Below are 5,295 nucleotides of genomic sequence, written 5' to 3'. Positions count from 1 at the left end.
CTATCGGACCTTGCGGACCCTGTATGCCAGGGTCGCCCTGTGGGCCCTTGTCACCGGTCTCTCCTTTGTCACCTACTGGCCCTTGTTCGCCAGTTGAACCTTGCGGACCCTGCATGCCAGGGTCGCCCTGTGGGCCCTTGTCACCTGTTTCTCCTTTGTCACCTACTGGCCCTTGTTCGCCAGTTGGACCTTGTGGACCCTGTATGCCGGGGTCGCCCTGTGGACCTTTGTCACCTGTTTCTCCTTTATCACCTATTGGCCCTTGTTCGCCAGTCGGGCCTTGTGGACCCTGTATGCCAGGGTTGCCCTGTGGGCCCTTGTCACCTGTTTCTCCTTTATCACCTACTGGGCCTTGTTCGCCAGTTGGACCTTGTGGACCCTGTATGCCGGGGTCACCCTGTGGACCTTTGTCCCCGAGCTCACCCTTATCGCCTGTCTCTCCTTTATCTCCGACCGGACCTTGCGGACCCTGTATGCCGGGGTCGCCCTGTGGACCCTTGTCACCGGTCTCTCCTTTGTCACCAACTGGGCCTTGTTCACCAGTCGGGCCTTGTGGACCCTGTATGCCAGGGTTGCCCTGTGGGCCCTTGTCACCTGTTTCTCCTTTGTCACCTACTGGCCCTTGTTCGCCAGTTGGACCTTGTGGACCTTGTTCACCGGTTGGACCTTGCAATCCTACTGGACCTTGTGGGCCTTGTTCTCCAATGGGACCCTGTTCGCCTTGGATTCCTTGGGGACCCTGTTCGCCAATCGGGCCTTGAGGACCAACAGCTCCTCCCGCTGCAACATCCGTAAGAGGAATTGAAACAATATTATTGTCCGAGTCTGTTAACATCAAGTCTGTTCCGACCACCTCCATTCTACTATTTACCGTATTAGTGTCGATAAATGTTAATTCCCATGAATCACCATCCCAGAAGTATATGGTTCCTGTATTGGTATTTACGTAGATATCTCCCAAATCTGCACCAACTGGTGTTATCGCACCGGAACTGGAAACATCCATACCCTTAAGGACCTCACAATTGCATTGATCCTGAAGGGTTACTGTGGTTTGAGAAAAGGCAATTCCTGTAAAAAGAAGAAAAAATAGGGCTAGAATGCTCTTTTTCATGAGGTTACTATTAGTTGAGGATTGTGTTTGTTGTTTTGTTGATTTTGTATTTTTGGTCTACTCGTTCCTATGTAGTTCTACTTACCGAATTTTCAACCTGATACAAATTTACCCCCACTTTTAGGGGCTGAAAATAATTGTTGTGAACAGATGGAATAGAACTGTATAGTCCATAGATTTTGAGGTGACCCCAATATTTTTTTACACTTTTTTAAAGGCTGTTCGTCGATAAGCCCTAAATAGAACAGTGGGTTTAGTAGGTTGAATCTTACAAGTTTACGTAAACAGGAAAGTATCAGGCTTCACTATGAAGAAGTGAACTATCCAATAAAATAGTAACAATATATTGGGATAGAATCCATAAAAAACGACCCCATAATGAGGCCGCTCGAATATTTTATTGCTACAAAAAATTTTTATTCAAAAATAATGAACTCCGACCTTCTATTAAGTTGATGTTCTTCTTCGGAGCATTTTGAGCCATTTACACAGTCGTTTACCAATCGGGTTTCGCCAAATCCTTCACCCTCTAATCTAGAAGGAGAAATTCCTTTGGAAATCATATAATCAACAGTGGATTCTGCTCTTTTTTGTGATAACCAAAGGTTATAGGCATCAATACCCCGGCTATCGGTATGTGAGTTTACCTTAATTTTTAGACTTGGGTATTTTTCCATGGCCACAATTACTTTCTGAATCTCAATTTCAGCATCTGGTCGGATATTATACTTGTTCAAATCAAAGTATATGGTACTCAACTGTAGTAATTTTGCCAGGTCGTCGCCAAAACCTCCGGTGACCAAATCGCGTTCCAAATAAAAATCCACAATTCGAGGTTTTCCATCGGATATTGGCAAATATTCTTCCGCAGGTACATAACCATCCCTTGATGCTCTTACAAAATTACCTTTGGAACAATCCAATTGGAGTATGTAATTACCGTCAGAATCAGTAATAGTAGAAGAAATCTCGTTATTTTCCTCATCGATGATTTTTACGGTTGCTCCGGCAAGAACCTCGTTAGAAATGCGATCCCTAACGGTTCCTGTTACTTCTTGTATGCAATCCAATGTAAGTGGCTCATTTTCCACAAATTCGTAAATATCATCATCTCCCATGCCGCCATCCCTGTTTGAAGCGAAATATCCTGTTTTGTCCTCGGTGTTGTAGATAAAGGAAAAGTCATCTTTTGGAGTGTTGATCGGTTTCCCTACGTTAACTACTGGCTGGCTATAATCGTTATAGGTGATTTTAGTAGCAAAAATATCCAATCCGCCCAGTCCTTGGTGTCCATCGGACGAAAAGTATAGTACTCCTTCTTGGGTTATATATGGGAATGTTTCCCTGGCCATGGTATTGATATTGTCTCCTAAATTTTGGATTGGACCATAGGTGCCATCCCCTATAATCTCTGTCACAAAAATATCCGATTCTCCCAAACTGCCGGGCATATCGGAAACGAAGTAGAGTTTCTTTCCATCTGGACTCAACATGGGGTGGGCCACGGAATAAGAATCACTATTGAACGGAAGTTCCACAATATTGGTCCACTTTCCATCAATATATTCTGCACTAAAGATTTTTAAGCGTATAATTCCTTCTTCATCCTTCTTCTTTCTTCCATCGAAGAAATTGTTTCGGGTAAAGTACATGGTGGTACCATCTTTTGTAACCACAGATGTGGATTCGTGCAATCGCGTATTTATATCGCCTTCCAGTTTTACTGCCTTATCCTTGGAAACACTATCGGCATTTACTTTATAAAGGTCTAAAAAATCCCTAGCGTTCCACGTGTGCCTGTACCTCGCAAAATTGCCCGTATCGCGATCGGAAGCAAAAATGAGGCCTTTTTCGTAATAGACAGCGGCAAAATCTGAATACTTGCTATTGTACGGAAATGGCTTTATGGTATACCTGCCAGAGTTCTCTTCAATTTTGGCCATGTAATCCTCATCAAAATCTACCATGGAAGAGGTCATCTCCTTAAAGTTCTGCATAATTTGGGCAGCCTTGTCATAGTTCCCTACCGACTTTAAACTTTGTGCATATCGGAAAACATCCTCCACTGACATCTCATCTGGATAGGTTTCTTCCAACTTTTTATAAGTATCTGCTGCTTCATTGTACTTAGCGTTGAAATAATATGCGTTTCCTAGCCTTTTCAACAAATCTGGGGAGCTATACCCCTTGTCCAATACTTTTTTGTAAATATCTATGGCCGGACTAAAGGAGTATTGCCTGTACCGTTCGTCGGCCTTTTCCATAACCTTGGCAGTCTGCTTATCGGGAATTCTGTCCTGTTGCGCATTTACTTTGACCAGACATCCATAAACGATAATGAATAATGTGAGTATTCTTTTCAGCATTCTAAACATCATTAAAAGAATCTAGGTGAAATGGTTCTTTGGAAGGATTTTAACAATTCCAATCTTAGGAATACTTCAAAAGATCCGTCGTTGAACTGTGTCCCCCCCAATTCCGTTGTTTCGCGATCATAGGCCAATCCCAACATAATCTGATCCGTTACTTGAAAACCGACCAAACCACTAACTGCGGCATCCCAACGGTAAGCTGCCCCAAAACTGAATCTATTGGCAAACAGGAAACTTGCGGAAAGGTCTACCTGTAAGGGAGCCCCCCCTACCGCTTTTGTAAGCAATGCTGGTTTAAACTGAAGGTCAGCGCCCAAATCAAAAACATATCCGGTAATCAAATAAATATTCATGCGCTCTGCAGAGAGAAAGTTTACCCCATCATCCGAGTTGCCATTATCAAAATACTCTGATTCCAGAACATTTGGAGCGGAAACTCCTGCATAAAACTTATCCGAGTGATAATAGATTCCAAGTCCAAAGTTAGGAGTGAACCTATTGTCTATATTATTTTGGTTGACTACTTCTTGGTCAAAATTCCGAAGTCTGTTGAAGTCCAAACTCAACATATTTCCACCTGCTTTCAATCCAAAAGATAACTTGGCGTCCATGGAAACATCAATAGTATAGGATACAACGGCATCTAAATAAGTTTCCTGTACCACACCGTCACCAATATTGTCGTTAACAATGGAAATACCGTATCCCAACCTACTGTTACGTATAGGTGAATGTAAGTTTAAAGTGAAGGTTTCCGGAGCGCCGTCCAAACCTACCCATTGTGATCGGTACAGTCCGGCAAAACTAAGCTGCCCCCTGGACCCAGCGTAAGCAGGGTTGACACTCAAGGTATTATACATGTATTGTGTATACTGGGCATCCTGTTGTGCCATTGCACCCGTGGATACAATTCCAATAAACAATAACGTAGTTAAAAAATGTTTTTTTACCATTCTATCAATATCTTATCTGCTTATATAAATGTATTCGGAGTCTGTGAAACCTCCCTGTACAGTTTCGTAATTAAATATATAAAAATACACCCCTGCCGGAAGGTAATCGTTTACGCTCAAAGCTGATTTACCTCTAACACGTCCATCGAAAACATTGTTTACATTATCGTAGTTGTTGCCTTCAAATACAAGGGTTCCCCAACGATTAAATATTCTGATGGAGCTCGATTTGATATACTCAACACCTCGAATGAAGAGAAAGTCATTTTTTAAATCCCCGTTCGGTGTCAACATCTGGTTTACTTCGATAGCTTCAACTACCACCGTAACCGTGGCCGTGTCACAATTGCCCGGGTTTGCCGTTTCACATATAGTATATTCAATGGTGTAAGTACCGGGTTGTGTTCCAGGTGCAACGGATACACTTCCATCTTCGTTGATAGTAAGCCCATTTGTTGGGGCAGAAGTTAATATTACATCGATCAAGGATACTGCCTCACCCTTCAAAGTATCGTTGAACAGTACATCGCTATTGGCAATCAATCCACCTCCAGCGCCTGCATTATATGCATCATCAATGGCATCTATAACATTATCCTCTCCTTGCATTACTTCAACAGTAACCGTAGCGGAATCACAATTGTTTACATCCAAAACATCACAAATGGTATAATTGATCGTGTATGTGCCTGCTTCGGCCCCTGGAGCCACGCTTACGCTTCCATCTTCGTTGATGATGAGTTGGTCGGTGGGTGTGGAGGTCAATATAACATCGGCAAAAGTTACAGGCTCACCATTATACGTATCATTGGACAGTACGTTGCTATCCGCAATCACACCATCTTCTCCCACACTT

Annotated in this window: 4 protein-coding genes; all 4 read right to left on the bottom strand. The window is 43.0% G+C overall.

Annotation, left to right across the window (positions count from 1 at the left end; genetic code table 11):
* On the bottom strand, positions 1-1,114 hold a 1,114-nt coding region (locus VM932_RS11095; RefSeq protein ID WP_487320222.1), incomplete at its 3' end, for a collagen-like domain-containing protein.
* A gap of 416 nt (positions 1,115-1,530) precedes the next feature.
* The gene (locus VM932_RS11090; protein ID WP_326278855.1) at positions 1,531-3,480 is read right to left on the bottom strand and encodes an OmpA family protein; all 1,950 of its coding nucleotides are present in this window, start codon (positions 3,478-3,480) and stop codon (positions 1,531-1,533) included.
* Positions 3,481-3,491: 11 nt separating this feature from the next.
* Entirely contained in the window at positions 3,492-4,439 is a 948-nt protein-coding gene (locus VM932_RS11085; protein ID WP_326278854.1) for a PorP/SprF family type IX secretion system membrane protein, read from the bottom strand.
* Positions 4,440-4,451: 12 nt separating this feature from the next.
* Positions 4,452-5,295: gliding motility-associated C-terminal domain-containing protein (locus VM932_RS11080; protein WP_326278853.1), on the bottom strand; the 844-nt coding region annotated here is incomplete at its 5' end.

Origin of the sequence: Flagellimonas halotolerans (assembly GCF_035818535.1) — a bacterium.
Lineage (GTDB): Bacteria > Bacteroidota > Bacteroidia > Flavobacteriales > Flavobacteriaceae > Flagellimonas > Flagellimonas halotolerans.
The sequence above is the reverse complement of the archived record's forward strand: the minus strand, read 5'-3'. Positions and strand labels throughout refer to the sequence as shown.